Raw genomic sequence first — 3,094 nt, 5'->3', positions numbered from 1 at the left:
CTCATTCTCTCCTGGCGCGGTGGCTCTAGTTCTTCTTTTGCCACCGTTCTCATCTTTGGTTAGTCTAAACTACAGTAAAAAAGCACAAATTATTGTTCCAGGGAACCGCTACACAATCGCCAAGTTTTGTGAAAAAGACACGCCTGAATTTCCCACTCCTGGTACTGAATTGCCCGATGAAAAACCAGTATCAATTCAAGCTGTAACTGGGGAAGCGGACAAAGCACTCACTAGAATAGCAAATGGGGAAATAACCTGTAAGGCTAGTGCAGAATCTCTCGCAAACCTTGCACCTTACTTAAAGGATGCGGCATCTAAATACCCAGAAAAAATAATTGTTTTGATTCAAGCTCCTTGGAACCTCGCTGAGGTAAATAGAGCCTTTCCAAAAATTCAAGCTGGAATGGATCAATTAGCTCAATCAGACAAAGAGAAAGTAGAAAGAATTATTTTATTTGGCGTGAATGACGGAGCTGCCAATCAGGTCGCTACAGCCTTTCAACAGTTCAATAAGGATGGGAATAGAAAGGCTGAGTCTCCAGCTACAAGCGTTCCACAAACGCTTAACCACCTCAAGAGAATCCACACTGATGTCTTAAATTTAAACTAGCTGCATTTATATTTGACAGATCATGCCCAACTCCGATGAAGCAGAAATAGAGAAAAATCTCAACAGCCAATTTCCTGACGAGATTCGTGTATGGTTGAGGAAAAACGATCCCGAACTCTATTTTATCTTGTTGTCAAAGTTGCTCCCAAAGTGCAAAGAACAACTGCTATTACAAAAAAAGCTGAAGACTAGAGAGGAGGATTTACAAAAACTACATAAGTTGTTAAAAGATGCAGAAATTGAAGTGGCTGCTACAACAGCAGCACTTCGTTTTTGGGAACGAGACACTCCAATCATTTTTCCTGGCGTGAGATTTGGAAGATTTAGTATAGGCTTTTGGTCTCTCCCGCCTTGGTCATTTTTTAACACTTTCTTTGATTGGACGCTGAAAATAGGACTCAGTGTAGTACCAGTTCTTTCTTTATTCAGCATTTTCACTATTTCTGACTTGAATAACCTCCAATATACGCCGAGCGTTATAGTTAGTATTTTATGTGGAATATCACTTGTTTGGTTGACTTCAGCCACAGTGACTAACTGGATAGTTTCTCATGATAAGAATAAACAGCAGAATCCCGAAAATAATCAGTTACTAGAACAGACAGAGGAAGAAAAAACAAGCCAGACTAAATTTGATAAATTTTATCGAGCTTGTTTTCCGGCGATCACCAAGTTGACCAAACTTATCTTTCCTATTCCTATTTTGACAAGCTTGATAAAAATTGTAGTAGGAACTGATTTAAGAGTTGATAGTGATACATTCTTATTTTTTATCATTTGGCTGTTGGAAGCTTTAATTGGGTATGCTACCATACCGCCACTAATTGATTTAGCAAGAAGCCAAAATATTAACTTAAATACAGGGGTTGCCGAACCACTCGCAGCTTTGACGGGAGAGCAGAAATTTGAAATTCTTTTTGGTGTAAGTATCTTTGCTTTCATAAATATCATGTTTGCCATTGCTAAAGGCAGAACTTATCGAGTTAACTCTGAGAAAAAAATAGCCCAGGGTAAAGCTATTGCTCGGAGAGACATGAATAAAATATTGTTAGCTAACTGCCAGAAAGAGATAGCATACTTGAAAGAAAAGAATCAAACGCTTGAGCAACTTCTCAGACCAAATAAATTAATTGAGAAGTTTCACCAGGGAATTGAAAATCTCTCGATTTGGGCTAGATCAGGTAAAAAATACACCGATATTGATGACCCTAGTCCCAATATCGAAGTTACCAATAATGGAAAGCTAAATAGTCCAAGCATTTCCGCCCAGAACAAATCTACTCCTGACGAGGAAGATTCACAAATTCCAACCAATTAGTAAACAATACATAAGATAGAGGTAAACTATGACATCCGAAAATAATCAAGGCGAAAAAAACTTTGAAAAATTAACCGCTGCGGCTCAAATAGCTCAATTTTTAGCAATGAATATTGCTGCTCCTACACCACAGCCTAATATGCAGAACCGTCCCAACTATACTGATTATTCAGCCGTTCAAAAACAACAGCCTAAATCTTGTCCGCTCGACAAGGAAGCAGAAAATGAATCAGAAGCACAAAATTATGAGTCTTTACCAGGAATTGCTCGCCTTTCCAATTTCAATGAACAACTAGATCAGGTAGCAGAGTTACAGGCTGGAGAAGATAAAGAAAAACGAGAGAAAGACAGGGAAATAAGTTTTAAAGAACGCTATAGGGCAAAGAGTTCAGGTTCTCCCGATCCTGAGCCGGAAAGCAAAGAAGGTGAGTACGTTAGTGAGTATATGAAGGATCTTGAGAGTCGCTTGGAAGCTGGGACATTAACGCTTAAATCTCTCGAAGAAAAACCTCAAAGTGAACTCAGCGAATCGGAAACTGAATCTGAGTCTGAATCTAGCGAATCTGAAACTGAATCAGAGGGTGAGTACGTTAGTGAGTATATGAAGGATCTTGAGAGTCGCTTGGAATCAGGGACATTAACCCTTAAATCTCCAGAAGAACAGTCTGAAAGTGAACTCAGCGAATCTGAATCTGAATCGAGCGAATCGGAAACTGAATCTGAATCTGAAAGCCATAGTGAAATGAAATGGGGTTAAGCATCGAGTTGCCATATACAAACGGTGATAAATATGCGGAACGCTGACGAAAATCAACCAATACCACCAGAAGCTAATCACTCTATTAATCAAATGGGGTCTGTAAATCCTAATGTCTCCAACCAGCCGATAGAACAAGGCTCTATAAATCAACCCTTCAAGCCAAACGGTGAACAGATGATTCAGGGATCTACTCCTTCGGGCTTGAAGAGAATGATTGAGCAAATTTATCGGGAAGAAAAAATGGATCAGGTTGTGATTGTGCTTGATAAGGTAAAGAATGCTCGTAAAAGATATGAAAAAAGCGAGTGGCTATATCGAATTTTTTTACCCAGGGTAAGAGCATCTCAATCATGCTTGACAAAAGCACTTGAGAATTTGCATCATATAGTCATTGTTCATCGCAGCC

Annotated in this window: 4 protein-coding genes; all 4 read left to right on the top strand. The window is 39.2% G+C overall.

Annotation, left to right across the window (positions count from 1 at the left end; translation table 11 throughout):
• A partial coding sequence (locus QUB33_RS29050) for a hypothetical protein (protein ID WP_333358006.1) occupies nt 1-610 on the top strand: 610 nt, incomplete at its 5' end.
• Between the two features lie 22 nt (nt 611-632).
• Entirely contained in the window at nt 633-1,928 is a 1,296-nt protein-coding gene (locus tag QUB33_RS29045) for a hypothetical protein (protein ID WP_333358002.1), read from the top strand.
• A 28-nt stretch (nt 1,929-1,956) separates the two neighbouring features.
• Nucleotides 1,957-2,685 carry a hypothetical protein gene (locus tag QUB33_RS29040; protein ID WP_333358000.1) on the top strand — a complete coding sequence of 243 codons (729 nt, stop codon included), beginning with the start codon at nt 1,957-1,959 and terminating at the stop codon, nt 2,683-2,685.
• Between the two features lie 33 nt (nt 2,686-2,718).
• On the top strand, nt 2,719-3,094 hold a 376-nt coding region (locus QUB33_RS29035), incomplete at its 3' end, for a hypothetical protein (protein WP_333357997.1).

The sequence above is a fragment of the Microcoleus sp. B3-A4 genome (genome assembly GCF_036705385.1).
Lineage (GTDB): Bacteria > Cyanobacteriota > Cyanobacteriia > Cyanobacteriales > Microcoleaceae > Microcoleus.
This window is presented reverse-complemented; position numbering and strand designations above follow the sequence as displayed.